The organism is Actinoplanes sp. TFC3, assembly GCF_001553785.1.
Taxonomy (GTDB): domain Bacteria; phylum Actinomycetota; class Actinomycetes; order Mycobacteriales; family Micromonosporaceae; genus Actinoplanes.
This window is the reverse complement of the sequence record NZ_LOJP01000001.1, coordinates 3,850,238-3,876,757: the sequence shown is the minus strand read 5'-3', so window position 1 is coordinate 3,876,757 and position 26,520 is coordinate 3,850,238. Positions and strand designations below refer to the sequence as shown.

The following is a 26,520-nucleotide window of genomic DNA, read 5'->3' as shown; positions in this document are numbered from 1 at the left end:
GCTTACGGACCCGAGCGGAGCAGCGTCCCCACGTCATCGGTCTCCGGGGCGACCAGCCACCCCTGCGGCCACACGTCGGCCCGGTCGGCGCGCGGTACGATCCGGCACTGCCCGAACCCCGGGAACTGCGTGAACGACGCCGCGTCGAAGGTCGCGTCACCCAGGTACGTCGTCTCCTCGAACTGCGCGCGCCCACCGAACTCGGCGTTGTCGAACTGCGCGTTGCCGTAGAACAGGGCGCGCCGGAACCGGGCCGAGTGGGTGAACGCGGCGCCGCGGAACCAGGCGGCGTCGGCGAAGTGCGCGTCCTCGAAGCTGGTCTCGCCGGTGAAGGCGGCGTTGCCGAACCAGGCGGCCCCGCGAAACGTCACGCCGTACCACCAGGAATCCTTGCCGAACCGGGCGTTGTCGAAGCTGGCGTCCCGGGTGAACGTGGTGCCGCCGAACCAGGCCGCCTCGCCGAAGCTCGCCGCGCGGAAAATGGCGGCGTTGGCGAAGTGGGCGTTGTCGAGGCGGGTCACGCCGGTGAAGGTGGCGCCGTCGAAGCGGGCCGTGCCGGTGAACGAGGTGCGATCGAAGCGGGTGTCGCCGGTGAAGGTGGCGGCGCTGAACCGGACCGTGGCGACCTGGGCGCTGTGCAGATCGAAATCGGTCAGGGTGGCGCCGGTGAGGTCGAGGCTCAGGCCCGGCCAGAACGCCGGTCCGCCGCCGGGGGCCAGGTGCGTGGTGAGGATGCGCTGGGCGGTCAGCCGGACCTGGGATTCCGGGCCGGGCTCACGGCTCAAGGGCATCCGCAGGTACGCACACAGCACGTTGACGATCGTCTGGCGCTGTTGCTCCGAGCTCTGCGCCACCCGCTCCAGCGCGTACAGGCCCCCGAGCCGGACCGCGGCGTCGGCGTGCCCGAGCTGCTCGACCGCCTTGGTGTACAGGTCGGTGACGCGCCGCTCGGCCGCGTCCAACTCGGTGTACGCCTGCGCCTGCTCGGTGTGCTGCTGGCGTCGTACCCCCAAGAGGAGCGCCGCCGCCGCACCGGCCGCCGCCACGATGCCCAGCCCGTACTTGATCGCATCGATCTGCAGCGCGGGACGCTCGGCGGCTGGTGACCGGGCGGCCAGGTGCAGCATGACGATCAGCGCTGCGACGCCGTGCACCGTCACCGCGCCCGCCACGCTCAGCACCCCCGGGTACGACAGCAGCCACGGCCATGTCCCGTCCCGCGGCCGCCGCCGTCGCAGCCCGGCCCCCGTGATCAGCACGGCCAGCGCGGGAATCCCCAGCACCAGCAGCACGACATGCCCGGCCAGCACCGACCCGAGGACCGGCCAGGGCACATAGCGCCACGGCCGCAGATCCAGCACCGCGGCCACCACAAGCAGCCCGGCCCCCGCGCCGAGCAGCAACCCTGGTCTCCCCAGTCGACCCATAGTCACATGGTGACCGACAAGGACCACCGCGTGACGGGGCATTTCAGCGCAGCAGCCGCTTCAGCAGGGCCGGCGGTGACACGGTTGCCTTACCGATCAACGAATTCGGGGCTCCCGCGCTGGTCGGCACGAAGGGGGCTGGCGTCGGTGGGCTCGCTGACCCTGGTGGACTTCCCGCTCACCTTCGGCTGAAGCCTGCCGCCTGCCGCGCGGCTCAAGCCGCGAGCTGACCGAGGAGACGGCAGCTCACGCCGCGATCCGGCCAGAGAAGCGAAACCTCACGCCGCGAACCGGCCGAACAGGATGGCCAGGCGTTTGTCGTGGTCCTCGCGGCGCAGGCGGCCGTTTCTCATCAGCGTCACCAGCCCGTGCAGCCCACTCCAGAACGTCTCCGCCAGCGCCGCCACGTCATCGTCCCCCGCGAGCGGGCGCACCGTTTCCAGTAGCTCGGTGAACCCCGCCTGCAGAATCGCCGGGGTCTCGGGGGAGGCGAAGGTCAGGTCGACCGCGTGGGTGAACATCGCGTCGTACACCGCGGGACGGCGGTCGGCGAAGGCTGCGTAGGCCGCACCGACAGCGGTCAGGGCCAAGCGGGCCTCGGGCGCTGACGTGCGAGCGGTGTGCAGCTCGGCCGCCAGGTCGGTGAAGCCTTCGGTGGCGACGGCGGCCATGATGGCGTCCTTGCCCTTGAAGTGGCTGTAGAGCACCGGCTGGCTGTACTCGATCTCGGCCGCCAGGCGGCGGGTGGTGACCGCGTCCCAGCCTTCGGCCTCGGCCAGGTCGCGGGCCGCCTTGATGATCAGCTTTTCCCGGTCGGCCTGTTCGCGCCGGCGTCGTGCCTGGGTGGTCATGGCAATCATCCTAGCATCGCTAGCGATTCTTTCGATGATCTGCTAGCGTCGTTCGTATTCCTAGCGGTGCTAGAAAAGGAGATGTCTCATGCTCACTCCCGTGGCCTACGGGCTTGCCATCGTCGTTGTCGGCTTTGTCGTCTGGCTGGGCTTCCGGTTCCTGCTGGCGCCTCAGACCGCAGCAGCCGGCTATGGCGTGCCGGCCAAAGTCGACGGCGACCGGGCGTACCTGCTCGTCAAGGGCGAACGCGATCTGGCCCTCGGCCTGGTCGGCGCGGCCCTGCTCGCCTTCTCCACCGCCCACGCAGTGGGCTGGTACATGCTCGCCTGCGCGATCATCCCGCTGGGCGACACCCTCATCGTCCTGCGCCACGGGGGCTCCAAGGCCACCGCGTTCGGCATCCACTTCGCAACCGCGATCGTGGTGCTGATCAGCGCCGCCCTGCTGTTCGCCCGCTAGGGCCCGCTCCAGCCCTAGCGGGCGTGCAAGGTCAGCAGCGTGATCTCGCTGGGGGCGAACACCCGGAACGGCGGCCCCCAGAACCCGGTGCCCCGCGAGGTGTACAGCTGCGTGCGGTCGCTGTGGCGGCTCAGGCCCTGCAGCACCGGCTGATCGAGCCGGACCAGGTAGTGGAAGGGCCAGATCTGCCCGCCGTGGGTGTGCCCGGACAGCTGCAGGTCCACCCCGTGCTCCACCGCCCCGGTGATCTGCTGTGGCTGGTGGGCCAGCAGCAGCACCGGCAGGCCGGGGTCGGTGCCCGCGAGGGCGGTCTCGTGGTCCATGTGGTGCCCGGGTACCCCGGAACCGGCGGCCGTGCGGTCGTCCACGCCGGCAATGATCAGGCTGCTGTCGCCGCGGGTCACCACGACGTGGCGGTTGTGCAGCGCCTCCCAGCCCAGTGAGGCCATGTGTTCCACCCAGCGCTGGGCGCCGGAGAAGTATTCGTGGTTGCCGGTGACGTACACGCGGGCGAGTTTGGCGCGGACGTCTCCCAGCGGGGCAGCCTGCTCGCGGCGCTGGCTCACCTCGCCGTCCGCGATGTCGCCGGTGTGCGCCACCACGTCGGCCTCCAGGGAGTTGACCACGTCGATGACGCCGCGCGACCAGCGGGTCCGGTTGATGGGGCCGTAGTGGGTGTCGGTGAGCAGCACAACCTTCAACCCGTCGAGCGAGGCGCCCAACCGAGGAAGATCAACGTCGATTGTTCGTACGCGGGAAACTCGCATTGCCTCCCAGTGCCCCCACGCCAGCAGGATCAGGGCGACCACCGCGACCACAGCGGTCACGATCCGCGAGCGGGCCGGGTCGGCGACTCCGGCCAGGGCCAGCACGGCGCGCAGCACGTTGCCGATGATGGCCTGCACGAACAGCACCCAGACGATGCCCAGCAGGGTGTCGGCGATGCGGGCCGGGCCGTCGCGGTGCTGACCGCCGTGCCCGGTGGCCATCAGCGCCGGGAAGCAGGCGGCGGCCAGCGCGAACACGGCCGTGCCGATGATGAACACCGCGGTGGGCCACCGGTTACCGGACCAGATCAGCGTCCACCACGGCACCCCGAACAGCAGAACCAGCACCGCGACAACGATGACCGCGAACCGCGCAGCCCGCCCCCTGCGCCGCTGCGGCTGCGTCTCGACACCCTGACCCACTGACACGCCGCAAGTCTGCCACGCGCTTGCGTCTGCCTGTGGCGCCCGGTCAGGGGGCCGGCGCCGGGGGCGTGCCGATGCCGTGGATCAGCGCGGGTGGCACGATCAGGTCGGCGCGTCCGCGGGTGGCTGCGATCACGGCTGCGTTGCGTTCGTCGGTGCCGGTTGCCCAGGCGATCGCCGACTGCTCGTCCTTGCCGAAGCGGATGTGCCGGGCGATCAGGCGGTCCAGGCGCGACTGCTGGTCCAGCTCGGCGTACCAGATCTCGCTGAGCAGCGGTCGTACCTGCGTCCAGCGCTCGTCCTCGACCAGCAGGTAATTGCCCTCGGAGATGATCAGGCGAGCCGCGCGGGGAACCGGGATGGCCCCCGCGATCGGCTGCTCGATGACCCGCTCGAAGCCCGGCGCGTAGATCATCTCGTCGGTGTCCTCGTGCAGCCGGCGCAGCAGGGCGGCGTAGCCGAGGGCGTCGAAGGTGTCCGGGGCGCCCTTGCGGTCGCGGTTGCCGAGGCGTTCCAGCTCGGCGTCGGCGAGGTGGAAGCCGTCCATCGGCACGTGTGCCACCCAGAGCGGCGGGCTCTCCTTGGCGATGGCGGCCGCGAGTTCCTCGGCCAGGGTGGTCTTGCCCGCCGCGGGTGGTCCGGCGATGCCCAGGACCGCCCGCTGACCGTTCACGACAAGCGCGCGGGCTCGCCGTACCAAGTCTTCGAAGTGCATTCAGGACCGGGCCGTGAGCTGGTTGGCCAGGAACTCGCGGGCGTGGCGGGCCTGGGCTTCGCCGCCGGTCCACAGGGTGCGCCAGATGGCGGGGTCACGGGTGAGCCCGGCGGCCACCACCGCTGACGACAATGATTCGAAGGTCACCGGTCCTGTGTACCCGATGTCGGGCAGGGCGTGGAAGAACGAGCCGAACCTGGTCAGGATCCGCCTCTGGCTTTGCTCGGGCGGGGCCTCGGTCTCCGGGCCCCGCCGCTTCGGGCCTACAAACCCAGCCGCAGCGCCGCGACCCCCGCCGGGGACAGCGGCCGCGCGGTGGCCCGGACCAGGTCGGCGTGGATGGTCCCCGGCAGTTGGGTGCCGAGCGCGCACAACGCCGGGTACAGGTCCAGCACGTCGCGGTGGCTCAGCGCGCCGACCCCGATCAGCAGCCCGTTCACCGCGCCCGGCGTGCGGGCCAGTTCGCTGCACAACTCCATGCGCCACACCGGGTCCTCGATGTGCTGCATCAGCTCCCGGGCGATCCGGTTGGTCACCGCGCAACTTTCGTCGGGGGCCGCATGACGCCCGGAAGGAGCCAGCACCGGTGCGAGCCGCACCGCAACGCCCAGCCGCACCGACAGATCAGGAACGGTCAGCACCTCCAGGCCGAACGAGCAGGTGTCACACAACGGCTGAAAAGTCTCCGCGTGTACGACCACAGCCGGCCCGGCGCAGTCGCCGCACTCGCTGTCCATGATGATCTCGGCCAGCCGCCCGGATTCGTCGAAGCGGCCGATGCCGAAGTAGGTGGCGGGGGTTTCGCGGTAGCGGGCCAGGGCCGCGTGTTCGCTGCCGTAGCCGTCGGGATCGACGCCGATGCGGGGGACGCCGTGCTGAGCGTGGAGCTGGATGAGCCGGAACATCCTGGTCACTCCCGGGGGTGATGAAGAACAGGTGCATCCCGGGGTACGGTCCGGAGAACCGCTCGGTTCACTCCTTACGCTGGGTAAACGAAAATTTGCCCCGCCCCCGGTCACCGGTCAGCCGCAAGCAGTCGAAGGTGACGGCGTGTAACGCGTAGGTAGCGGCGGTGAGCCCGGCGAACATCACGGCGAGCACCACCACCAGGTGGGCATCCAGGGCGCGCCAGGCGACGGGGAACGCCGCGGCGCCCAGCGCTGTCCCGGCCTCAGCGCCGGCCTCGGCCAGCCGGCGCGCTCGGTCTGCAGTCATGGTCCTCACCCTGCCGTCACGCAGGGTGGGTTGGCTTCCCTCCCCGGCCGGAGGCCGCCCTATGACTTTCGGCCGATGTCCGGTTTGTCGCTGGCAACTCGCCATTGACCGCCAACGATACCGGCCTGATGGGCGCTGGACGCTGCCCGAACCGCGTCGTACCGTGGCTTTGAGCGGCGCAAACGTGCCGCGCGACGAACCCGGTAACCAGTGCGCCGAACCACGAAGCTCACCGGGATTCTGGCCGATAGTGGTCATGTCCGTGAGCAGTGGGGGAGGAGTGCGGTGACCGTCGCGGGACCGTCGGCGTGGGAAACCCTGCCGGCCCTGATGTATCACTCCGTGTCTGCCGTGGCCGGCCCGATGCGCGACTTGGCGGTCCCCCCGGCCCGCCTCAAGGAGCACTTGTCGGCCCTTACGGCCGCCGGGTACCGCCTGGTCGGGCTCACCGAAGCCCTGGACCTGCTCGACGAGGGCTGCACCGGCAAACTGGTGGCCGTCACGTTCGACGACGGCTACCGCAACTTCCTGACCGCGGGCGTGCCCGTGCTGGCCGACGCCGGTGCCACCGCCACCCTGTACGCCTCGGTCGGCCACCTGGGCGAACACGCGGACTGGCTCGGTCGCTGGGCCCCCGACTTCGGCAAACTGCTCACCTGGGACGAACTCGCCGAGGTGGCCGGCGCCGGCGTCGAGATCGCCAACCACAGCCTGATCCACCACCCGTTGGATGTCATCCCGGCCGCGCAACTACGTGCGGAAACCGTGCTGAGCAAGGACGAACTGGAGCAACGCCTGAGCCGGCGGGTGCGCGGCTTCGCCTACCCTCACGGCTACAACGGCGCCAAGGTCCGTGCCGCAGTGCTGGCCGCGGGTCACGACAACGCCACCGAGGTGGGCCGCCGCCTGCACACCCCCGGCGAGCGGCGCTTCGCCATTCCCCGGCTGCAGCCGACCCCTGATGTGACCGGCGCCGAGCTGGTGGAGCTGGTGGCCGGAGGCGGCTCGCCCCTGATCCCCAAACTCAAGCAACTGGCCCAGCCGGGCTGGCGCCTGGCCCGCCGCGCTGCCCGAGCCGCCGGCCGGAACCTGACATGAGGCGGCTACGGTCATCGCTGTCCGCGGGGGTCGAGGTGGGGTGCGGTGAGCCGCGGTAGTCACCGGGCGCCGGGACAAGCGCTCAGCCGCCGAGTGGTGCTCGGGCTCGGCGCGCTCGCTGCTGTACCCGCGGCCGTGGCCGGGGTGCAGCAGGTGCGCAGCCGCGACGGTGCTGCCGAGGCGACCACGTCGCCCGGTCGGGGTGCCACCGCACCGAGTTCGGCGTCGGCGTCGGCTGCCGCGTTGCCGGCCGCGGTGGCCAAGGGCGGCGGCACTGTGGGGTTCAGCAGGGGAAAGGCGATGCTGGGGGCGTACCTGGATCTGTCCGGGAAAACCGCAACCCAGTCGCAGGCCTTGCGGCGCACCCAGCTCGGCCGGTCCGAAAGAATTGTGCATGTGTTTTTCGGCTGGGGCGACACGTTGCCCACAACAATTGCCGGCTTGCCCGATGACGGCATTCCCATGGTCTCGTGGCGTGGCGCGACATACGACAGCATCATCAAGGGCGACAATGATGACCTCATTGCGCGGGCTGCCCGGCGCCTGAAAGCGATGAAGCGGCCGGTGCTGCTGCGCTGGGGCTGGGAGATGAACGGCGACTGGTACGCCTGGGGCGCCGCCAAGAACAGCAACGACCCGGCCGGCTACATCACCTCCTGGAAGCACCTGCATGCCATTTTCGCCGCCGAGGGCGCCGACAATGTGTCCTGGGTGTGGAGCCCGAACTGGAACAGTTCCCCGGTCGCGGACTGGAACACCTACGCCGCCTTGTATCCGGGCGACAGCTACGTCGACTGGGTGGGAGTTTCGGGCTACAACCTGCACCACGAAACCCCTGACACCCTGTTCGGCCCCATCTATCAGGCTTATGGCACCCGCAAGCCCATCATGATCACCGAGGTGGGAGCCGTCGATTATGGCGGCCGCACCAAGGCCGACTGGATCTCCCTGTTCGCACAATGGGTCGAGGCCCATCCTGCAATCGGCGGCGTGGTCTGGTTCGACACCGACACCCACCCCGGCTACGACGAGCGCTGGCGCATCGACACCAACCAGCAGTCCCTCGCCGCCTACGTAGCCATGGCCCGCAGCGCCCGCTTCAGCGGATAGCGCGTCCTTCCTGCAGGTGGCATGCCGCCCGCAGCCCCTGCTTCAGCGGATGGCGCGGCCTTCCTGCAGCCAGCATGCCGCCCGCAGGAAGGATCCCGATGGGACAGCTCAGCGGGAGGCTTTCTCCGCCGCCTCGATGGCATTGCGGAACAGCATGGCCACCGTCGTCGGTCCCACGCCGCCCACTCGCGGCGTCACCGCGCCGGCGACCGTGGCGACCTCTTCCGCGACGTCCGGCAGCAGGCGCCGGCCCGCATAGCGCACGCCCGCGCCGATGACTGTCGCTCCGGGCTTGACGTGCTCCGGCTGGATGATTCCGGGTACGCCCGCAGCTGCCACGAGCACATCGGCACGCTGGGTGTAGCGCTGCCAGTCCGGCACCCCGGTGTGCACGACGGTGACCGCAGCGTTGGCCGTCGGGCGCTTCTGCGACAGCATCATGGCCAGCGGGCGGCCGATGGTGGCGCCGCGGCCGAGGATGACCACCTCGTGGCCGGACACCGGGACCTCGTAGTGCGCCAGCAGGGCTTCGATGCCGGCCGGGGTGCACGGGCGGGGACCGGGCAGGCCCACCGACAGCCGGCCCAGGTTGAGCGGGTGCATGCCGTCGACGTCCTTGTCCGGGTCGACGGTCATCAGCGCGGCGTCATAGTCGATGTGCGCGGGCGGTGGGTACTGGATGAGCAGCGCGTGCACGTTCTTGTCGGCGTTCAACCGGTCGATCACGCGCAGCAGGTCGTCCTGCGTGGCGTCGGCGCCGAGGTGCTCGTGCGGGGAGACGAAGCCCAGCTCGGCCGCCTGGCGCTGCTTGATGCGGATGTAGCCGGCGCTGGCGTCGTCGTCGCCCACCAGGATCGTGGCAAGTGACGGCTGGACACCGCTCTCCTTGAGCTTGGCGACGCGCTGCGCCACATCGGCCAGGACGGCGTCGGCCACCGGCTTGCCGGGCAGCAGGCGGGCCTCAGAGGATTCGGGCATGCGGGCGTCCCTCCCAGCGTGGGCACCCAGGCGGACGGCCCCCACGACGAGCTCCCCGATGGTGATCCCATCCTCGATGCCGCCAGTCGCGTGTCGCCGCCCAGTATGCCGTGTGCCCGGCCGGGCCAGCGAATCGCGTCACTCGGTAGCGCTGACCGAGATTGTGCGATAAGCCGAGGTGTCGCCGCTGCGATACAGCGCAATGGTGACGCGCTCATCCCCCGGAACGGTAAGAGTCTCCGACCAGGCGCCGCTATCGGAAACGGCGACGCTGCGGCTGGCGGGCGTTTTACCGGCAACCGCGCTCACGCGTACCGTATAAGGGCCGTCCTCGGGCAGTAAGCCGGACGCCGAAACGACAACCGTGCGGTTCCCGTCGTTTCCCACCGGCCCGGCGGGAGCGGCTGACAAGGCAGTAACCGTCGTCTGGAACGTTTCCCGCGACGTGTGGTAGGAAATCCAGCTCGCACCGCCCAGAACCGCAATGACCAGCAGCAACGGCAATGACTGTCTGATCAGCCGGTTGCGTTTCGTGCGGTACTCCGCGGCCAGCTGTTCCTCCGGAGTTGGCGGCACCACCGACATCACAATGGTGTGCGCCTCGGTCATCGCCGGAGCAGCGGCAACAGCAACGGGTTCGGTTACCTCGGCAGGTTCGGCAACAGTAATGCTTCGGGGTACGGGGAAAAGTGCGGCAATCAACGCCAGAATCGTCACCCCCGCCGTCGCAGCCGTCCACGAAACCCGGTTCAAGGGCGCGCCGCACACGTACAGAACCAGCCCCGAGATCACCAGCGTGGCCAAACTCAACGCCGGCGCCAACGTGATCCGCTCGACCACCGCCAGGTCACGACCGCGCAGCAAAGCCCCGGTCAGCGCAATTCCCGGGAGAACCAATCCGAGCAGCAGCCCACCCGCAACGGTCAACGGCAAGGGGCCCAGCGCGACGGCCAGCGCCGACAATGTCGTGCCCGCCCACACCAGACGGGAAAGCAGCGCGTTCACAGATTCCCCATCCGGTAGACGCGAACCGTGCCGTTGTCGTACAGCCGGTCGACACCGGTCAGCGCATCAAACTTGCCGATCTGGGTGGAGGTCAACGGCGACGTGATCGAACCCGCGTGCGGGTCATTCTCGAAATACGCCTCGCCCTCGGGGAGTTGCTCGCTGAGCCGCTTGTCCACGACGAGATACTGAATGGCCAGCCCGTCGACGAGCTGCTGCTGCTCCAATCCCCATTCGTCTGCGTAGTAAAGGGAACCGACTTCACGGACAGGATCCTGCCGGCCGTACGTCGAAGCGAGCGACACCGACGTCACATCGCCACCCACCCGGTTGTCGTGCCCGAGCGTGTCCCGTTGCCAATCGGCCGCGGCAATGCCGGACGCATCGACCGAGCGCTCGAAGCCACCGGCCAGATACGGCCCGGGAAGAATCGACCCGATCGGCGGCCAGCCACCGGCTCGCGCCCCGATCATCAGCACCGTGATCATCAACGAACCCGCCGCGGTCCGGCTGTACAGGTTCCAGCCGCCCGGCGCGATGACGTCGATGGCCGGGGGAGACGCCCGCCAGCGGTGCCCCTCGCCATCCTTGGCCGGGATGATCTGCACGCCCCGGACCAGCGCGATGGCCGCGAGAATAGAAATGGGAACGTAGGTGAACGTGGACAACCGGGCGGCGATTTCCGGCCCGTTCTGCCCGAGGAATCGCACCGCGTTACCGGCGAAAAAAATGGTGCCCCCGGCGACAGCGGCCCAGCGCCAGGCATCGCGATCCCGGCGCTGCACCATGTCGCGCAGCAACGCGAGATAGAGGACGAACAGGGCGAGCAGGCCGGCGCCCTGGACGATGAGCTGCCCGATGCTGACTGCTGCCGTGGTCGAGGATGCTTCGGACGTACCGCTGATCAGGTTCTCAATGGTGTGAACGACCTGGTCGGCAGGCGCCTCGAGGTAGTTGACGACGTCGCGCGCCACAGTCGCCACCCACGACGCCACCATCAGCAGCGCCGCACCCGGCATGATCAGGGCGCTCCAGCGGCGCGGTTTCTGCACCACAAGCTCGACCACGGCGAGCAGGGTCAGGGTGAGCACCATGGCAAACGCCGTGACGTGGTGACTGACCGTGGTGACGCCCATCCCGGCGACGGCCAGCGCAACGAAGCGCCAGTTGCCCTCGGCGCGCCACCGTCGTACCGCCCAGACCGTGAGCATGAAGAAGGGCAGGGCCGCGGTCTGATAAAGGAACATGGAATTGAAGAAGAGATAGTGCAGTGCGGTGGCATAGGTCGCGCAGGCCACACCCGCCACGGCCGGTGAATTGCTGGCCCGCAGCACGGCCGCGAAAATCATCGCTACGAAGATGAGGTGCGCGATCCCGGCAACGATGACACCCGAAGCGGTGACCGGCAACCCCGTCATGGACGTCAGCGCGGCGCCCATCTCGGCCAGCCCCGGAAAATGCACGGCCGGCGGCAGCGCCGGATTCGGTTGGAAAAGCTCCCCGGATTGCACAATGATCGTGGTGCCGAGCCAGTGCTGCAATTCGTCGGGAAAGCGGAACTGATCCGGGCTGTACATCCATTTCAGCAGATACTGATGGAGCGCCAGCCCCATGACAAGCACAAAAGACTCGGCAACCCCGGCCATCCGCCGGCTCAGCAGCCGGACAACCACCGGCGTGAAAACCACGACCTGACCCACCCAGTACGCGAACTGGGCATTGCCCGTGCCGATCCGCCCCCCGGCATAACCGAGGGCCACCATCAGCACGCCAAGCGCAGAGATGGTCAGCACCGCAGGCGCATGCCCGAGATCCATGGGCTCCCGCCGGGGCCGGGCGGGGCGCGGCGCACGACCAGGATCCCGGGGCGGGGCGATACGCGTGCGAAGCCCATCCTTGCGCCCCGCAACGACGGGAATCAGCGTCGTGGCTGAGCCGTCTGTGCCCTTGCCTGTTTTCGGAATGACCGTGGTGGCATCGCCGGGATTCAGCTGCGCAAGGACGGTGGTCGCGTCGGCGTCGAACTTGATGACTTGCGTGGCGTCCGGTTCGGCGGTGCTGATGACCTGGGTGGCGTCCGCGTCCTTGATGATCTGCGTCTCGCCGGGATCCTTCGCGTGCGGGGCGTTGACGGTGATGATCTGGGTGGCGTCGCTGTCTGGTCGCAGGCGGATCACCTGGGTGGCGTCCGTGTCTGCGTTTGCTTTTGCCGTGCCGGGGGCCGGGCCGGCGCTCTGAGCGGGGGCGCCTTGCGGGTCAGGGTCCTCGGCGTCGGCTTGATCGGGTTCAGCGTTTACGGGGCCGGCGGCGTCGCTTTGCGTGTCCGCATGGCTTGAGCCTGCGCCGGCGTCTGCATGCTCGGCGGCGTCCGGCGTCTGATCGGATCCTTCGCTGTCAGCCGCCTCAGCCTGACGGTCCGCCTCCGATGCCTCCGCGCTCGCGGCGCTGCCGGTGGTAGCGCCGCCTTCCTGTCCGGCGCCGGAACTGGATGGCCCCGAGCCGGAAACGCCCGGTGCCGGTGTCCGGATGACCTGCGTGGCGTCCGCGTCGGCCGGTGACGGCAGGACCATGGTCTTGCCGCCCTCGTCCGCCCCGGGTTTGGCACCGTTTGCCGGCACGCCGGACGGACTCGGGTGTACCTCGCAGATCACGACATCAACAGGCGCCTCGGCCTGCTGGATGGAAGTCATGGGGGTGGCCCGCCGAACGAGCGGCCCACCATTACGCGCTGGCTCCTGCACCTCGCGTCCGCCGTCCGGAGAGGGAGAGGACGAATCCCCCGGCCCAGAAGTGCTCAGCATCCGCCGCCCGCTCCCCACATCCTTGGAGCGGCCACTCCTGGGCCGGTTGTTTGCGTCATCTGCACCGAGAATGCCGTCTTTCTCGGGTGGTTGTCCGGTGAACCGCACGATCAGCGGCTGCCCCGGGCCACGGCGCGGGCGGCGCGGCGGCCCTTGAGGTAGGCGCGGGGACCGGCGAGCATGCCGCGGCGGTTGGCTCCGAGCAGTTCGCGGGGGAAGTCGTCTTGCAGGGTGGAGACGCGCAGGCTGTCCTTGCTGGTCAGGTCGCGCAATGCCGTCGGAGCCAGCTTGAGCAGGGACCAGAGCAGGCCGGGGCGGCGCAGGAGCAGGCTCGTGTACGCGGCCGTCAAGCCGGTTCCGTACCCGATCATCTGCTTCTGCAGGCCCTCGAAGTCCGGCCGGTGGTAGTGGTGGGTGATCGCGGTCGGCTGGTAGACGATGGTGCCGCCGGACAGCAGGACCTGGGTGAACGCGAGGGTGTCCTCCGAGCCCATGGCGGGGGTGCCGGCGCCCAGCGCGGTGTCCCACCCTCCGACTTCTTCCATCACGCCGGGGCGGAAGGTCATGTTGGCGCCCGTGCCGAACGGGGGCAGCGGGTACAACGGGCTCTGCGGGTGCGCGGCGTTGAACTTGTCCGGCTTGAAGCCGCGGCCCTTGCTGTGGCCGCCGAACTGCTCGAACCAGAGCTGGGCCTGGGTGTCGATTTCGGCGGGGACGATCACGCCGGACACCACGTCGGCTTCCGGGTGGTCGGCCAGGGCGCGGGCGATCTCGGCGAGCCAGTGCGGGTCGGCGTACTCGTCGTCGTCCATCCAGGCGATGATCTCGCCGGCGGCGGCCCGCTGGGCGGCGTTGCGGGCGAACGACAGGCCCGCCTTGTCCTCGCGCAGGTAGCTGACCGGGCCGCGGCGGGCGGCCGAGTTGACCACCTCGAAGGTGGCCTGGGTCGTCGGGGCGTTGTCGACGACGAGGATCTTGAAGTCGGGGTAGTTCTGCGCGATCAAGCTGTCGAGGCAGCGGGCGAGCGCTCCGGGCCGCTCCCGCGTGCAGACGACCACAGTGATCGCTGGCGCATCGGCCAGCACCTCACGACGGCGAGCCAGGAACGCCGGTTCGTGCGCGGGCTCAAAGCCGTCCACCGGCGCCGCCGCCAAACCACGAACCTGTAGCTGCGAAGCCAGCTCGGCGTCAACGGCGGCAGCCAGATCAGCAGGGCTCAAACCATCATCGGGTACGGCCACAAGCACCGTTCCCAGCGCCTCATCGAACAACCGCACCAATACCCAGGCATTGCGCACCCGGCGCCCACCCGGACCGGTGGCCGGCACCGCGGGCAGCGGCCGGGCCAGGTCGACGTCGAGCACCACGGCAGGCAGGTCCTGCACCCCCGAACCGATCGTCGGGGCGCTCATCGGGCCACCTCCAGCGCCGGCTGAGCCGTGCGCCGTGCGGCGACCGTCTCCACCACCCCGCCCCAGCCGGCGGCGGCCACCCCGGCGAGCACGCCACCGGCCTTGAGGACGTGATCGACACCGCGTCCCCGGGCCGCCGCACCAAGGTTGCGCACCACCGCGAGCGGCAGCGACTTGAGGTAGCTGCGTTCCGAGCCCAGGCTTTGCGAGCCGTCGAGCAGCCCGGCCATCGCCACCTTGCCCCGGCCCTCGGCGTAGCAGCGGCGCAGGAAGAAGCCGAACGTCGAGTGGGTGGCGGGTACGTCATGGCGGATCACCGCGTCGGGAACGTACATCCAGTGCCCGCCTTCGACGGCGCTCATCCGCAGGCACAGCTCGGTGTCCTCGGGGCGGTTCATGCTGCCGAGTTTGCCGAAGCCGACCCGGAAGCCGCCGACAGCCAGGAACGCGTCGCGGCGCACGACCATGCCGGCCGACCACACGTTGCGGATGCGCGACACCGTGGTGGGCATCCCCGCGTACGAGCCGCCGACCGCCCACAGGAACTCCTCGGGCATCCAGCGCGGCGCCCGCTTGGCCCAGGCCGGGCTGATGCCGCCGCCCGCGCCCACCACCCGCGGGTCGGTGAACGGCGTGACCAGGCTGGCCAGCCAGTCCGGGCCCATGGTGACGTCGTCGTCGACGAAGGCGATCAGCGACGTGGAGGTGTGGAACGCCCCGGTGTTGCGGTTGCCGGAGACGCCCTGGGCGTACAGGTTCTCCAGCACCGTCACGCCGCTGAGGTCACGCCGGGCCCGCAGGTACAGGGCCGGGTTGTGATCGACCACCAGCACGATTTCGGCCGGGGTGCAGGTCTGTGACTTCGCCGCCGCGACCGTGCGGACGATCGACGACCAGCGCTTCTCGGTGTGGGTCGGGATGACGATGCTGACGGCGGGACGGGGGGTCGTGGAATCCACGGCAGGAGCTCCTAGGACGGCAGGGGGTTCAGCGAGCGGGCCGGTTCTCGTCGCGGCGCAGCGACGACTCGGGACGCGTGGCCCGGTTGAGGCTGGCCACGTGCTGGCGCGGCTCCGAGGCGGCGGCCGGTGGGCGGTTGACGACCTTGCTGAGGGTGTGGGCCGGCGGGGTGTTGCGGGCCGCCGACGGGTGCTGGTGCACGATCACGCCGCCGGTGTTCGCGCCGGTGCGGCGGGTTCGGCGCATCCGGCCGTACTCGCTGAAGATGGTCCGCAGCACCCGGAAGCCGTCGCGGAAGGTGTTCAGGTTGCTCTGGCCGTGGATGCGGGCATGCTCGATGCTGCCCACCTCGCCGACCCGCATGCCGTCGGCGGCCGCCCGAATGTTGATCATTGTCTCGATCTCGAAGCCGTCGCCCCACAGCTTGGCGCCGTCGATGGGCCGCGGCAGGGCCGGGTCGGGCAGGTCGAGCGTGGGCACCACGCGCGCCCAGAAGGCGTTGTAGCCGTAGCACAGGTCGGTGAAGCGGGTGCCGAACAGCACGTTCACCACGATGTTGAGCCCGTCGTTGCCCAGCTTGCGCAGCCGGGTGATGTCGTGGCTGTGCCCGCCCTTGGCGAACCGCGAGCCCTTGACGAAGTCGGCGCCGTCGACCAGTTCGGCCACGAACAGCGGGATCTCCGCCGGGTCGGTTGAGCCGTCGGCGTCGATCATCACGATGATGTCGCTCGTGCAGGCGGCGAACCCGCAGGCCAGCGCGTTGCCCTTGCCGGTGCGCGACTGCTGCACCACCACGACGTCCGGGCGCAGCTCGCGGGCCACCTCGACGGTGCGGTCGATCGAGCCCCCGTCCACCAGGATCACCTCGTCGATGCCCTCGGGCAGCGCGGCGAACACGTGCGGCAGGTTCCGCTCCTCGTTGAGGGTCGGAATGACGACGCTTACGGTCGGTGACGGTGAACGGTTACCCGCCGTGGTGTCGGAGGACGGTGGGAGCTGCATGTCGTTCCCTTCGCAGGCTGCAGAAGCGAGGTGGATCGGCAAATTCCGGGAGCGGAAATCCGGGTCGCCGGCTTCTGTCGACAAATGTAGCTGCACGCTACGTAGCGTCAAATAACCAAAAGTCCATGGACTCGACACCCGTGCGGCGAGATCTAACCAGTCGGTTGACCTGCGGCAATACTCTTACGTCACAAGATCACCGTTCGACCCACCCGTTACAGTCGGTAATGGACAGCGAGGGAGAGAAGGGCACAGAATGGCGGCTCGTGACAAATCGGATAGCGACCTTCGGTGTTCGCACCCGGGCAGGAAAAATTTTTGTCCGACATGTCGCCGAAAGTTTGGTCACCGACCGTCATATGACGCTGCGTATAAGCAATGGTTGCAGGACGGTTGTTTCGGCGTGGGAGCACCACGGCGGCGCATCGATGCCTACTCTTGGCAGCCGAGACGAGTCGCCGGCGCGGTGCCGGGCGCGCCCTCACCCGAGGTCGTCGGCACGGTGGGTGATGAGATGACCGGTGAAGAAGCGCTCTGTGTCTGCGGCCACGAGCGCAGCGCCCATGTCCACTACCGCCGCGGCAGCGAGTGCGCCCGCTGTGGCCCCGAGCGCTGCCCCCGCTACCGCCGGCGCACCTGGTGGCGTCGCCGCTGAGCGGGCGGGCCCCGGCAACTGCCCGGCAGCATGACCAAGGGGCGGGCGGGGCCCAGCCGTCGCCGGGCAGCACGCCTATTGGTTGGGTAGGCTATGGCTTCCTTGCGCGGGGTGCCGGACCTCGGGCACCGCCGCGCTGCGCACCTGGAGGGAGAACCTCAATGCCGCTTCCTGATTTTCTGATCGCAGGTGTGCCGAAGGCCGGAACCACCGCGTTGCACGCCGCGCTGGTCCGCCATCCCGGGCTGTTCCTGCCGACGGTCAAGGAGCCCAAGTTCTTCCTGTCCGACGGCAGGCCTCCGGCCACCGGCGGCCCCGGCGACGTGCAGACCTACCAGGAGCACGTCTGGCGCCGCGCGGACTACGAGGCGCTGTTCGCCCCCGCGCCGCCGCACACCCTCAAAGGCGAGGCAACCCCCTTCTACCTGTACGACCACGGCTCGCACGAGCGCATCCGGGCGCTGATCCCCGGCGCCAAACTGGTGGTGCTCCTGCGCGACCCCGTCGACCGGGCCCACTCCAACTGGACGCACCTGTGGAACGCCGGCCTGGAACCCGAGGCCGACTTCCTGACCGCCTGCCGCGCCGAGGATCGGCGCAAAGCCGCGGGCTGGGCCGACTTCTGGCACTACGTGAGCCTGGGGCTGTACGGCCGGCAGGTGCAGCACCTGTTCAAGGTGTTCCCGCGTGAGCAGGTGCTGCTGCTGCGCTACCGCGAACTCAAGGACGCCCCGGCCGCGACCCTGGACCGGGTCTGCTCGTTCCTCGGGGTGGAGACAGGCCTGGTCCGCGAGATCCCCCGGGAGAACGTGAACCGGCACCTGGTCGAGGACAACAACCTCAACACGGTGCTCCGCGCGCTGCTGCGCACCGGTGGGACCTACGGTCACCACTTCCCGGTGCCGCTGCGGCTGGCCGCCCGCGGGCCGCTGCTGACCCTGCTGCACCGCAAGCGGGGCAACCGGCCGGTGACCACGCCGGCCGAGCGGGAGGCGCTGCTCCCGCTGTTCGTGGACGACATCGCGTTGCTGCAGGACGTGACGGGGGAGCGTTACGACGACTGGCTGTCGGTGGATCGACACGCCAAGACGTCCTAATCCCTATCAGGCCGATAGATGTTGCACACTGATGGCGCTACTGCTCGCTGTGTCACCGCTGCCACGAAACGGAGCCGCCTTGTCCATCGGAACCCCGACAATGTCGCTGCCTGCCTGGGAAGACTCGGTAGTTGTGGTCGAGCCTCCGGGTGATGAACCGGGTGCGTGGGCCGGGGCTCCCTCGGCGATCGTCGCTGACGGTTACATCTACCTTGCGTACCGTCTCCGGCTGCCGATCGGCGAGGGCCGGGGCATCTCCAACGTGGTGGCCCGCTCCACCGACGGGGAGTCCTTCGAGATCGTCGCCCAGGTCGACAAGGACCAGTTCGGGGCCGAGTCGCTGGAGCGCCCGGCGTTGGTGCGCACCCCGCAGGGCCGCTGGCGGCTCTACGTCAGCGTCGCCACCCCGGGCACCAAGCACTGGCGGGTGGACCTCATCGAGGCCGAGACGCCCGAGGGCCTGGCCACCGCGCCGGCGCGCACGGTGCTCGCCGGGGATGAGACCATCGGCGTGAAGGACCCCGTGCTGCACCACGACGAGCACGGCTGGCACCTCTGGGCCTCGGTGCACCCGCTGGAGTCCTGGGACAACGCCGACCGCATGACCACCGAGTATGCGACCAGCCCGGACGGGATCAGCTGGACCTGGCGTGGCACCGCGCTCGCCGGCCGGCCCGGCCAGTGGGACGCCCGGGGCGTGCGCGTCTCCTCGGTCACTGTCGACGGCGGCACCGTGCTGGCCGCCTACGACGGGCGCGCCACCGCGGGGGAGAACTGGGAGGAGCGCACCGGTGTGGCCCGCGGCGAGCGCCGCAGCGACGGAAGCTTCGGCCCGCTGACCGCCGAGGACGGCGAACCGCTGGGCAGCCCGCATGCCCCGAACGGCCTGCGCTACGTCAGCGTGGTCGCGTTGCCGGACGGTCGCAACCGCATCTATTACGAGGCGACCCGCGAGGACGGCGCCCACGACCTGCGCACGGAGATCACCTACTGAGATGACCGGCGATGTTAGCCGGGTCACGTGCGGGCCCCCCGGATGACGGTCCGTGACCGCTGACGCCTAGCTTGATCGTCAGAAGTGAATCGGCTGTCCGGCTCCCGCCACCATAAAAGGCGGATTTGACGGTACAGCCACCATGGCGGAGCCCGTTCCACAAGGACGAGCTTCGCCATGTTTGCTTTGTGCAGGTTCACCGTGCGTGACTGGGTCGCGCCGGAGCCTGTTTGAAGCCGGCGCCGCGGGATGACAAGCTGCCCGGCGTCGATTGTTCACTGTGCAAGGTGCAGGAAAAGGTTGAGCCGATGCTGGACTTCAAGGATCTCGCCCCGGCCATCACGCGTCAGCGGCTGGTCGTCGAGGGATATCCGGCTTATCCGATCACCGACGCCCACATCCGCGACTATCTGAGCCGCCTGTCCGAGGTTACCGGCATGGTCACGCTGATCGATCCGGTCACCCACGTCAGCGACCGCTACGGCTGGGCCGGCTGGATCCACTGGGAGACCTCGGGAGCGCACTTCTACTCCTGGGAACGGCCGATCGCGTTCTTCAGCGTCGACGTCTACACGTGCAAGGCGTTCGACCCGGGCGCGGTCATCGATTTCACCCGCGACTATTTCCAGGCCACCGAGATCGTGGGCAAGGACTTCTGACCATGGCCCGCTTCGTCTGCGTGGTCACCGGTCCCGCTTCCGAGCTGGCTGACGCCGGGCGTGAGCTGGAACGGCGCATCTTCGACAGCACGTTCGGCAACGACGAGCAGGTCATGCAGGCCGAGTACAGCCCGTACGAGCTGAACAGCCTTTTCTTCGTGGTGCTGGACCGCCGCCGCGGCGTACCGGCCGGGGTGGCCCGGATGATCGAGAGCACCGGCGCGGGCAACAAGACCATCGACGACGCCCCCGCGCACATCGGCGTGCCGCTGCAGGAGATCCTGGCCCGCCACGGCATGGATGGCGGCCTGATCTGGGACTGCGCCACCCTCGCGGTGCAGCCGGAGTATCGCGGGCGGCGCACCGGGCTGCTGGTCAGCTCGCTGCTGTACCGCACGTTCCTGGTGATGGGGGCGCGCCGCGGCGTACGCCACGCCGTCTCGATGCTCGACCGCCGGGCGTACCGGGGCATCGCCCTGCTCGGCACGCCCCTGCAGCCGCTGGCCGGGTCCGGGCCGTTCGAATATCTCGGCTCGGCCGAGAACCGGGCGGTCTACATGGACTTCCCGGCGATCGCCCCCGCGGTCACGGCGCACGCCCGTGAGCTGCGCGCCGCCGCGCGCCCCTCGCTGGCGCTGCTGCGCCCCGGCGGCTGGCGCCGATGGGTGAGCGCCCGGCTGGCCGCCACCGCGTCGCTGCGCGTGGGCACCGGGCGCGACCTGGACCACCTCATCGTGGACACCACCCGGGCGTGACGTTTGTGCCCGCTGGGCCGCGGGTACCGATCTCGAACCGGGCCGGGGGGCGGCAAGGCCCGGGTCAGCCGCGACAGGGGGTTCCGAGGATGCGCACGCTGGGCGGGAGGTATCAGCTCGAGCAGCGGATCGGCATCGGCGGCATGGCCGAGGTGTGGCGCGGCCACGACCAGGTCCTCGACCGCCCGGTGGCCGTCAAGATCATGGCCCCGGCGGTGGAGGGCACGCTGGGCGATGTGGACAGCGTCGACCTGGTCCGCACCGAGGCCCGCTCGGCAGCCCGGCTGGCCCATCCCAACGTGGCCGGCGTGCACGATTTCGGCACCTCACCGGCGCACGACCGCGACGTGCCCTACATCGTGATGGAACTCATCGACGGCCAGACGCTCAGCGAGCACCTCGCCGCGGGCGGGCTGGACTGGCGCATCGCCGTGCGCATCTGCGCCGAGGTGGCCGCCGCGCTGGCCGCCGCGCACGCCCAGGACGTGGTGCACCGCGACATCAAGCCGTCGAACATCATGCTCACGCCCTCGGGCGCCAAGGTGCTCGACTTCGGCATCGCCGCCGCCGCGGGCAGCCAGGACCCCGATCCCGACGGGCCGGTGATGGGCACCCCGGCGTATGTGGCCCCCGAGCGCTTCCAGGGCCTGCCCGCCAGCCCGGCGTCGGACATGTACGCCCTCGGCGTGCTGCTCTACCACTGCCTGTCCGGGCGCCTGCCGTGGCAGGTCGAATCCGGCACCGCGCTGGTGTACGCCCAGCGCTATCGCCACCCCGACCCGCTGCCGCCGATCGAGGGCCTGGCCACCGAGGTGCTCGACCTGTGCTCGCGCTGCCTCGACAAGGACCCCGCGGAACGCCCTACCGCGCTGGTCGCCGCGCTGCTGCTGGCCGAGGCCGTGGACGCCCGCGTGTACGTGCCACTTGTCGATTTCGGTGAGCGCACGCCGCGCCCCTCGGCCGTGTCACCGTGGGACGAGCGGGCGGCCGAGGCCCCGACCGACGTGGCGATGCCGCCCTTCGAGGACGACATCGACACCGAGGATGAAAGGCCCGGCCGCCACCGGGCCTGAGCACCCGCTCAGCCGCTGCGCGGCACCACGACGACCGGGCGCCGGGCGCGGCGCACCAGCCGGGTCGACACCCCGCCGAGCAGCACCCGCCGGGCGGGTCCGTACCCGCGTGAGCCGGTGATCAGCACGTCCACCTCGTCCAGCTCGGCGAGCTGGTCGACCACGTCGCCGGTGCGGATCTCCCAGTCCACAGGGGTTCCGCTGACCGACTCGGCGGCCCGGCTCAACGCCAGCTCGTAGGTTTCGCGCGCGGTGTCCAGAAAAGCGTGCTCGGCGTCCTGCCCGACCAGCCACGGCAGCGTCGCGTCAGCATCTGCCACCACCGTGTACAGCCGGATCGGGGTCTTGGTGAGCGCCGCCAGCCGGGCGGCCCGCTCAAGTGCCGCGCGCCCGTCCATCGTGTCCACGTAGGCCACCCCGATGCGCCCCACCGAGCCGGGCGCCCGTTCCAGGCCGGACGGGGCCACCGCCACCGGGCAGACGCTGCCGGCCAGCAGCCGGTCGGCGGTGCTGCCGGCGAACAGCCGGTGCCGGGGGCCGGCGCGGCCCGAGCCCACCACGATCGTCTCGGCCCCGAGTTCCTCGGCCAGGTCGTTGAGCCCGTGCGCGGCCGAGGTCGAAGCGACCATCCGGTACTCGGCCGCAGCGTCGAGTTCGGCGGCCACCGCCCGGGCCCCGTCGAGCACGGACTGCGCGGCGCGGTGCCGCTCGGCGACCCACTCGGCGTCGACCCGGCCCGAGCCCAGCGCGGCCGGGGCCGGGTGCACGACGGCCACCACCAGGGGGGCCTCCAGCGCGGAGGCCGCCCAGGCTCCCAGCACGACGGCGTCGCGCCCGGATTCCCCGCCGTCCACGCCGACCACCACGGGGGCGGTCACGGCTGCTCACCGTCCTTCTGGGCCCAGCCCGGGGTGCCCGAGGCGTGCTCGCGGCGCAGCCGGGAGTTGCGGTAGCCGTACAGGAAGTAGATCGCCAGCCCGATGACCAGCCACACCACGAACCGGATCCAGGTGGACAGCGGCAGGTCGCTCATCAGGTAGATGGCGAAGGCCACGCCGATGACCGGCAGCACCGGCGACCATGGCACCCGGTACGGCCGGGGCATGTCCGGGCGGGTCCGGCGCAGGATGATCACACCGATGTTGACCAGCACGAACGCGAACAGAGTGCCGATGTTGACCAGCTTGACGATCTCGGAAAGCGGCACGAGCGCGGCGAGGATCGCGATCAGCACACCGAGGCCGATGGTCAGCCGGGCCGGGGTGCCGTAGCGCTGGTTGACGGTGGCCAGCCGCTGGGGGAGCAGGCCGTCGCGGCACATGGCGAAGAAGATGCGGGTCTGGCCGTACATGATGACCAGCACGACGCTGGTGATCGCGACCACCGCACCCAGTGCGAGCAGTCCCGCCGCCCAGCTGATGCCCGCGCCCTTGTCCAGGGCTGCCGCCAGCGGTGCGTCGCTCGATTCCAGCTCGGCCGGGGTGGCGATGCCGATCGCGCCGACCGCGGTGAGCACGTAGAAGATCGTGCAGATGATCAGCGAGCCGATGATGGCCAGCGGCAGGTCACGCGCCGGGTTCTTGGCCTCCTCGCTGCCGGTGGACACCGCGTCGAAGCCGATGTAGGCGAAGAAGATGATCGCCGCGGCCGAGGTCACCCCGTCGACGCCGGAGGGGGCGAAGTTGTGGAAGTTGCCGGTGCCGAAGTTGAACAGCGCCACCACGATGAAGAAGGTCAGCACGACCAGCTTGATCGCCACCATCACCAGGTTCACCCGGGCGCTCTCGGTGACGCCGCGCACCAGCAGCAGCGTGATCGCCAGGACGATGAACACGGCCGGCAGGTTGAAGATGCCGCCGTCCTCGGGCGACTTGGCTATCGCGTCGGGCAGGGTCCAGCCGAACGCGGCGTCGAGGAAGGCGTTGAGGTTGCCACCCCAGCCGACCGCGATGGCGGCCACGCTCACCCCGTACTCCAGGATCAGGTCCCACCCGATGATCCACGCCACGATCTCGCCCAGCGTGGCGTAGGTGTAGGTGTAGGCGCTGCCGGACACCGGGATGGAGGAGGCCAGCTCGGCGTAGGACAGCGCGGAGAACGCACAGGCCACCGCGGCAAGCACGAACGACAGGATCACCGCGGGACCGGCCACCCCGGCGCCCTCGCCGATGACCACGAAGATGCCGGTGCCGATGATCGCGCCGACGCCCATGGCGGTCAGTTGTGTCGCGCCGACGGCCTTCTTGAGCCCGTGTCCCTCCTCGGCCGTCTCGGTGAGCAAGGAACGGACGTCGCGAATGGCGAAAATTCCCGGCCGTTGACCGGAGCTGGTTGTCATGACCCACCCTCTCCCCGGAGGTATCGATGACCTCCGGTGTCAACATGTCGTTCACCTGCGCCGCCCGCAAGATGATCTGCAAGATACGAGAAACTTGCCCCGATGGCTTGCCCTCTCGCGCCTGCGGTGGGTCACGCTCACGTGACGCTGCGCCGGACTCCCGGTCCGCCGTGACCACGCAATGGTGCGGCAGCCTGCGATGAAGCAGAGGCCCGTTGTACGGTGAGCTTCTACGCAGGCGGGAAGTGGGGCGAGAGAGTTCATGGGCGAGGCCGTGATGACCACCCGGCGTCAGGCCGACGGGACCATCGTGGTCGACGTGCGCGGCATGCTCGACGCGGCAACGGTGGATGCCTTGCGCACCGCGCTGCTCACCACGCTGCACGCGCAACGACCGATGACGATGATCGTCGACCTCACGTTCGTGACGTTCATGGATTCGATGGGGGTGGGTGCGCTGGTGGCCGGCTACAACGCCGCCCGCGAGACCGGCACCCGCTTCGTGCTGCGCAACCCCAGCGAGTTCGTGCACCACCAGTTGCGCGTCACCGGTCTGACCGAGATGTTCGGCCTGCCCGCGCATCCCACCGGGCCGCAGAGCTACACCCCGTAAGACCTTGGAGATCACGGCCACGCTCTGGTCACCCCCGGTGCCCGCGGACCGCATCGTCGTGGTCCATGACGGGCCCGACTATCAGCGGTACGGCGCGATCGTCGCGTTCTCCGAGCAGGTCATCAAGGCCGGGCACGTGCGGCCGTACCATCTGGCCCTGATCTCCAGCGACGATCGCCTCGAGGACTACTCGGCCAATCCGGTCTACGCCCGCGCCCTGGCCGAGAAGTTCCTGCCCGAGCTGTTCGAGCGGCTCGGCACCGACAAGCCGGTGCTCGGGGTGGGGGCCAGCCTCGGCGCGCTGGCCATGCTGCACGCTCAGCGCCGCCATCCCGCCCGCTTCGCCGGTCTGCTGCTGCAGTCCGGCAGCTTCTTCCAGCCCCGCTTCGACCGTCAGGAGTCCGGGTTCGCCCGCTGGCTGCGCATTGTGCGCTTCACCGGCCGCGTGATCAGGTCAACCGGTGGCCCCGGCGTGCCAATCGCGCTCACATGCGGCACGGTGGAGGAGAACCTCGCCAACAACCGGGACATGGCCGCCGTGCTGGCCGGTCAGGGTTACGCGGTGGAGTTCGCCGAAGTTCGGGGCGGCCACGACTGGGAATCCTGGCGGGCTGCGTTCGACCCGCACTTCACTGACCTGCTGAAGAAGGTGTTCCGCTAGTTCCTGGGAAAGAGGGCGCGCGATGGCTGACGTCGAGCACACCATCGGACTGCTGCTGGGGACCGAAGAGGACTGGCCACGGGCCTACGAGGCGTTGCTGCGGCGGGTGGGGGCGATCACCGAGCCGTCCGGTCGTACCCATCGGATCCGCTCCGTGCGGGTGAGCATCGAGCCGTTCAACCTCCGCGACAAGCCGCAGCACGACCTGGTCATCGACCGGCTGGCGTACTGGTACTACCACCCGCGGGAATGGCTGAAGAAGGCCGCGCTGATGGACGACGTGTACCTGCTCAACAGCCCGTTCACGTTCCAGTCGATGGAGAAACACGCGGCCTACTGCGCCATGCTGCGCCTGGGTCTCAAGGTGCCCGAGACGGTGCTGGTGCCGTTCAAGAACCCGCTGGACAACTCGCGCTGGGCCTACACCTCGGCCCGCTACAACCAGCCGTTCGACCTCGATGCGCTCGCCGAGTCGGTGGGTTATCCGATGTACATGAAGCCCTACGACGGCGGCGCCTGGGTCGGCGTGTCCAAGATCCGCAACAGCGATGAGCTGCACGCCGCCTACGACGCCTCGGGTGAGCGGCTGATGCACCTGCAGGCCGCGGTCGAGGACTACGACGTGTTCGCCCGCTCGCTGACCATCGGGCCCGAGACCATGGTGATGAAGTTCCGCCCCGAGCTGCCCATGCACGAGCGGTACGCGGTCAGCCACGACTTCCTCGCCCCGGCCGTCGGCGACGAGGTGGTGACGATCTCCCGGCTGGTCAACGCGTTCTTCCGCTGGGAGTTCAACTCCTGCGAGTCGCTGATCAAGGGCACCGAGGTCCACCCCATCGACTACGCCAACGCCTGCCCCGACGTGGCCGTGACCTCGCTGCACTACTACTTCCCGTGGGCGATGACGGCGCTGCTGCGCTGGACGGTGTTCTGCGTGGTGACCAACCGCCGCCCCCGCCTCGACATGGACACCTCGGCCTACTTCAAGGTCGCGGACAACCCCGAGCTGTCGTACGAGGAGAAGCTCGCCGCCTACCGCAAGCTCGCCGACGGCTACTTCGAAACCGAGCGCTACCAGGAGTTCTGCGAGAAGCACCTGGCTCACGTCGACGAGATGGTCCACGACTGGGTCAGCTCCCCGGAGTTCCGCAGCCTGCTCACCGAAACCGTGCGAACCATGTACCCGCCCCACGAGCACGAAAAGTTCCTCGGCCACTTCGGCGGGCTGATCGACGCCTGGCTGGCCGAACGGGGTTAGATATGACGCGTGCGACGTGAACCGGCCCTCTCGCTGGAGGGTGCCCTCAAGATCCTCGGTGCCGGACCGGAGCAACGCTGGCTGAGCGTGCTGGACAAGGCGCTCGGCAGGGTCATCCTGGCCAGCGACGAGGAATGGTGGAAGGACTGCCCCCGCCACGCCGGGAAGGCCGAGGGCCCGTAGCTGCGAT

General features: G+C 69.6%; 28 protein-coding genes and 1 riboswitch. Of the genes, 13 read left to right on the top strand and 15 right to left on the bottom strand.

From position 1 onward, the window contains the following. Positions 1 to 2: 2 nt before the first annotated feature. Positions 3 to 1,427, bottom strand: coding sequence for a pentapeptide repeat-containing protein (locus TFC3_RS17450; RefSeq protein ID WP_161952616.1), 1,425 nt, complete (start codon positions 1,425 to 1,427; stop codon positions 3 to 5). A gap of 9 nt (positions 1,428 to 1,436) precedes the next feature. Between TFC3_RS17450 and TFC3_RS38055 the strand changes: the two genes are divergently transcribed. After that, complete coding sequence (locus TFC3_RS38055) at positions 1,437 to 1,619, top strand: hypothetical protein (RefSeq protein WP_161952615.1); 183 nt, start codon at positions 1,437 to 1,439, stop codon at positions 1,617 to 1,619. Positions 1,620 to 1,705: 86 nt separating this feature from the next. Here TFC3_RS38055 and TFC3_RS17445 read toward each other — a convergent pair whose 3' ends face one another. Then, a complete protein-coding gene (locus TFC3_RS17445) occupies positions 1,706 to 2,278 on the bottom strand; it encodes a TetR/AcrR family transcriptional regulator (protein ID WP_067500943.1) in 573 nt (190 codons plus the stop codon). Positions 2,279 to 2,366: 88 nt separating this feature from the next. Between TFC3_RS17445 and TFC3_RS17440 the strand changes: the two genes are divergently transcribed. Next, positions 2,367 to 2,738, top strand: coding sequence for a DUF4267 domain-containing protein (locus TFC3_RS17440; RefSeq protein ID WP_067500941.1), 372 nt, complete (start codon positions 2,367 to 2,369; stop codon positions 2,736 to 2,738). Between the two features lie 14 nt (positions 2,739 to 2,752). Here the strand turns inward: TFC3_RS17440 and TFC3_RS17435 are convergent, their stop codons facing one another. The 5 genes from TFC3_RS17435 to TFC3_RS17420 all read right to left on the bottom strand — a co-directional run bounded on the left by TFC3_RS17435 (position 2,753) and on the right by TFC3_RS17420 (position 5,861). Further along, positions 2,753 to 3,934, bottom strand: coding sequence for a metallophosphoesterase (locus TFC3_RS17435; protein WP_067500939.1), 1,182 nt, complete (start codon positions 3,932 to 3,934; stop codon positions 2,753 to 2,755). A 43-nt stretch (positions 3,935 to 3,977) separates the two neighbouring features. Beyond that, positions 3,978 to 4,646: a nucleoside/nucleotide kinase family protein gene (locus TFC3_RS17430; RefSeq protein ID WP_067500936.1), complete on the bottom strand. Its 669-nt coding sequence runs from the start codon at positions 4,644 to 4,646 to the stop codon at positions 3,978 to 3,980. Then, the gene (locus tag TFC3_RS38050) at positions 4,647 to 4,793 is read right to left on the bottom strand and encodes a hypothetical protein (RefSeq protein ID WP_161952614.1); all 147 of its coding nucleotides are present in this window, start codon (positions 4,791 to 4,793) and stop codon (positions 4,647 to 4,649) included. It abuts the gene before it with no gap. 116 nt (positions 4,794 to 4,909) lie between these two features. Then, positions 4,910 to 5,551, bottom strand: a complete 642-nt coding sequence (locus TFC3_RS17425) for a hypothetical protein (protein WP_067500934.1) — start codon at positions 5,549 to 5,551, stop codon at positions 4,910 to 4,912. Between the two features lie 67 nt (positions 5,552 to 5,618). Beyond that, entirely contained in the window at positions 5,619 to 5,861 is a 243-nt protein-coding gene (locus TFC3_RS17420; protein WP_067500932.1) for a hypothetical protein, read from the bottom strand. Between the two features lie 285 nt (positions 5,862 to 6,146). Between TFC3_RS17420 and TFC3_RS17415 the strand changes: the two genes are divergently transcribed. Together TFC3_RS17415 and TFC3_RS17410 are read left to right on the top strand one after the other, a co-directional pair. After that, the gene (locus TFC3_RS17415; RefSeq protein ID WP_082772121.1) at positions 6,147 to 6,959 is read left to right on the top strand and encodes a polysaccharide deacetylase family protein; all 813 of its coding nucleotides are present in this window, start codon (positions 6,147 to 6,149) and stop codon (positions 6,957 to 6,959) included. Positions 6,960 to 7,004: 45 nt separating this feature from the next. Further along, on the top strand, positions 7,005 to 8,069 hold the full coding sequence (locus TFC3_RS17410; RefSeq protein WP_153040269.1) for a glycoside hydrolase family 26 protein: 1,065 nt from the start codon (positions 7,005 to 7,007) through the stop codon (positions 8,067 to 8,069). Between the two features lie 108 nt (positions 8,070 to 8,177). Here the strand turns inward: TFC3_RS17410 and TFC3_RS17405 are convergent, their stop codons facing one another. The 6 genes from TFC3_RS17405 to TFC3_RS17380 all read right to left on the bottom strand — a co-directional run bounded on the left by TFC3_RS17405 (position 8,178) and on the right by TFC3_RS17380 (position 16,227). Beyond that, the gene (locus TFC3_RS17405; protein WP_067500928.1) at positions 8,178 to 9,047 is read right to left on the bottom strand and encodes a bifunctional 5,10-methylenetetrahydrofolate dehydrogenase/5,10-methenyltetrahydrofolate cyclohydrolase; all 870 of its coding nucleotides are present in this window, start codon (positions 9,045 to 9,047) and stop codon (positions 8,178 to 8,180) included. Positions 9,048 to 9,064: 17 nt separating this feature from the next. Further along, positions 9,065 to 9,147: riboswitch (ZMP/ZTP riboswitch) on the bottom strand. Positions 9,148 to 9,185: 38 nt separating this feature from the next. After that, positions 9,186 to 10,052: a hypothetical protein gene (locus TFC3_RS17400; protein WP_067500926.1), complete on the bottom strand. Its 867-nt coding sequence runs from the start codon at positions 10,050 to 10,052 to the stop codon at positions 9,186 to 9,188. After that, a complete protein-coding gene (locus TFC3_RS17395) occupies positions 10,049 to 12,793 on the bottom strand; it encodes a hypothetical protein (protein ID WP_161952613.1) in 2,745 nt (914 codons plus the stop codon). Before TFC3_RS17395 ends, TFC3_RS17400 begins: the two co-directional genes overlap by 4 nt. A gap of 170 nt (positions 12,794 to 12,963) precedes the next feature. Further along, entirely contained in the window at positions 12,964 to 14,265 is a 1,302-nt protein-coding gene (locus TFC3_RS17390; RefSeq protein ID WP_067500923.1) for a glycosyltransferase family 2 protein, read from the bottom strand. Beyond that, entirely contained in the window at positions 14,262 to 15,224 is a 963-nt protein-coding gene (locus tag TFC3_RS17385; RefSeq protein ID WP_067500921.1) for a glycosyltransferase family 2 protein, read from the bottom strand. The genes TFC3_RS17390 and TFC3_RS17385 overlap by 4 nt, the downstream gene beginning before the upstream one ends. A gap of 28 nt (positions 15,225 to 15,252) precedes the next feature. After that, positions 15,253 to 16,227, bottom strand: coding sequence for a glycosyltransferase family 2 protein (locus TFC3_RS17380; protein ID WP_067500920.1), 975 nt, complete (start codon positions 16,225 to 16,227; stop codon positions 15,253 to 15,255). Between the two features lie 816 nt (positions 16,228 to 17,043). On the opposite strand from TFC3_RS17380, the gene TFC3_RS17375 reads away from it, so the two are divergent. From TFC3_RS17375 to TFC3_RS17355, 5 genes are all read left to right on the top strand, one after another. Beyond that, positions 17,044 to 17,979: a sulfotransferase gene (locus TFC3_RS17375; protein ID WP_067500918.1), complete on the top strand. Its 936-nt coding sequence runs from the start codon at positions 17,044 to 17,046 to the stop codon at positions 17,977 to 17,979. Positions 17,980 to 18,058: 79 nt separating this feature from the next. Further along, positions 18,059 to 18,973 (top strand): hypothetical protein, encoded by a 915-nt coding sequence (locus TFC3_RS17370; protein WP_201787177.1) that lies wholly within the window; start codon positions 18,059 to 18,061, stop codon positions 18,971 to 18,973. 287 nt (positions 18,974 to 19,260) lie between these two features. Further along, positions 19,261 to 19,632 carry an S-adenosylmethionine decarboxylase gene (locus TFC3_RS17365; protein ID WP_236718174.1) on the top strand — a complete coding sequence of 124 codons (372 nt, stop codon included), beginning with the start codon at positions 19,261 to 19,263 and terminating at the stop codon, positions 19,630 to 19,632. 2 nt (positions 19,633 to 19,634) lie between these two features. Further along, complete coding sequence (locus tag TFC3_RS17360; RefSeq protein ID WP_067500914.1) at positions 19,635 to 20,387, top strand: hypothetical protein; 753 nt, start codon at positions 19,635 to 19,637, stop codon at positions 20,385 to 20,387. A gap of 89 nt (positions 20,388 to 20,476) precedes the next feature. Further along, positions 20,477 to 21,460 carry a serine/threonine-protein kinase gene (locus tag TFC3_RS17355; protein ID WP_067500912.1) on the top strand — a complete coding sequence of 328 codons (984 nt, stop codon included), beginning with the start codon at positions 20,477 to 20,479 and terminating at the stop codon, positions 21,458 to 21,460. 8 nt (positions 21,461 to 21,468) lie between these two features. Here the strand turns inward: TFC3_RS17355 and TFC3_RS17350 are convergent, their stop codons facing one another. Beyond that, the gene (locus TFC3_RS17350) at positions 21,469 to 22,338 is read right to left on the bottom strand and encodes a universal stress protein (protein ID WP_067500910.1); all 870 of its coding nucleotides are present in this window, start codon (positions 22,336 to 22,338) and stop codon (positions 21,469 to 21,471) included. Beyond that, positions 22,335 to 23,798, bottom strand: coding sequence for an amino acid permease (locus TFC3_RS17345; protein ID WP_067500908.1), 1,464 nt, complete (start codon positions 23,796 to 23,798; stop codon positions 22,335 to 22,337). The genes TFC3_RS17350 and TFC3_RS17345 overlap by 4 nt, the downstream gene beginning before the upstream one ends. A 262-nt stretch (positions 23,799 to 24,060) precedes the next feature. Here TFC3_RS17345 and TFC3_RS17340 point away from each other — a divergent pair, with 262 nt between their 5' ends. Genes TFC3_RS17340 through TFC3_RS38045 form a run of 4 tightly spaced genes read left to right on the top strand, consistent with a single transcriptional unit; the run spans position 24,061 to position 26,513 of the window. After that, positions 24,061 to 24,411: an STAS domain-containing protein gene (locus TFC3_RS17340; RefSeq protein ID WP_082772120.1), complete on the top strand. Its 351-nt coding sequence runs from the start codon at positions 24,061 to 24,063 to the stop codon at positions 24,409 to 24,411. 4 nt (positions 24,412 to 24,415) lie between these two features. Next, complete coding sequence (locus tag TFC3_RS17335) at positions 24,416 to 25,072, top strand: esterase family protein (RefSeq protein WP_067500906.1); 657 nt, start codon at positions 24,416 to 24,418, stop codon at positions 25,070 to 25,072. A gap of 22 nt (positions 25,073 to 25,094) precedes the next feature. Beyond that, positions 25,095 to 26,330 (top strand): RimK family alpha-L-glutamate ligase, encoded by a 1,236-nt coding sequence (locus TFC3_RS17330; RefSeq protein WP_067500904.1) that lies wholly within the window; start codon positions 25,095 to 25,097, stop codon positions 26,328 to 26,330. A gap of 9 nt (positions 26,331 to 26,339) precedes the next feature. Continuing rightward, complete coding sequence (locus TFC3_RS38045) at positions 26,340 to 26,513, top strand: hypothetical protein (RefSeq protein ID WP_161952612.1); 174 nt, start codon at positions 26,340 to 26,342, stop codon at positions 26,511 to 26,513. Positions 26,514 to 26,520 lie beyond the last annotated feature (7 nt).